Below are 496 nucleotides of genomic sequence, written 5' to 3' on the forward strand. Positions count from 1 at the left end.
TCAAGATCGACCGCAGCTTCGTGCGCGACCTCGACAGCAGCCTCGACGCGCAAGCCATCGTCGAAGCCGTGGTGCGCCTGGCCCATGCGCTGGGCCTGAAGGTGGTGGCCGAGGGCGTCGAGACACAGGACCAGGCCGACATCCTGGCCCAGCTGCATTGCGACGAACTGCAAGGCTTCCTCTTCGCGCGACCGATGTCCGAGCCCACGCTGATGAAGTGGTTGGGCCAGCGCGGCGCGCCCATGCCGCTGGCTTCGAACGCCATCCCGCTGGACACCCAGCCAGAAGCCGACCCGGAGGCCAGTGACATCGCCACCGCCTGGTCCGAACTGGAGGCCAGCCGCCCATGATGGGCGTGGCGCTGCAAGCGTGGTGGCTGGTGGGCGTGGCCCTCATCGGCGCCATGCTGGGCGCCTGGGCCAACCACCTGCTGAGCGCTCGCCGGCGCAACAAGGCCTCGCTGGCCCCTGAAGCCGCCGCCTTGCCGACCAAGGTG

General features: G+C 69.6%; 1 protein-coding gene. It reads left to right on the plus strand.

What is annotated here, in order from left to right:
* A partial coding sequence (locus B2W70_RS01335; RefSeq protein WP_286742146.1) for an EAL domain-containing protein occupies nt 1–350 on the plus strand: 350 nt, incomplete at its 5' end.
* Nucleotides 351–496 lie beyond the last annotated feature (146 nt).

Origin of the sequence: Aquabacterium sp. UBA2148 (assembly GCF_002328915.1) — a bacterium.
GTDB lineage: Bacteria > Pseudomonadota > Gammaproteobacteria > Burkholderiales > Burkholderiaceae_C > Aquabacterium > Aquabacterium parvum.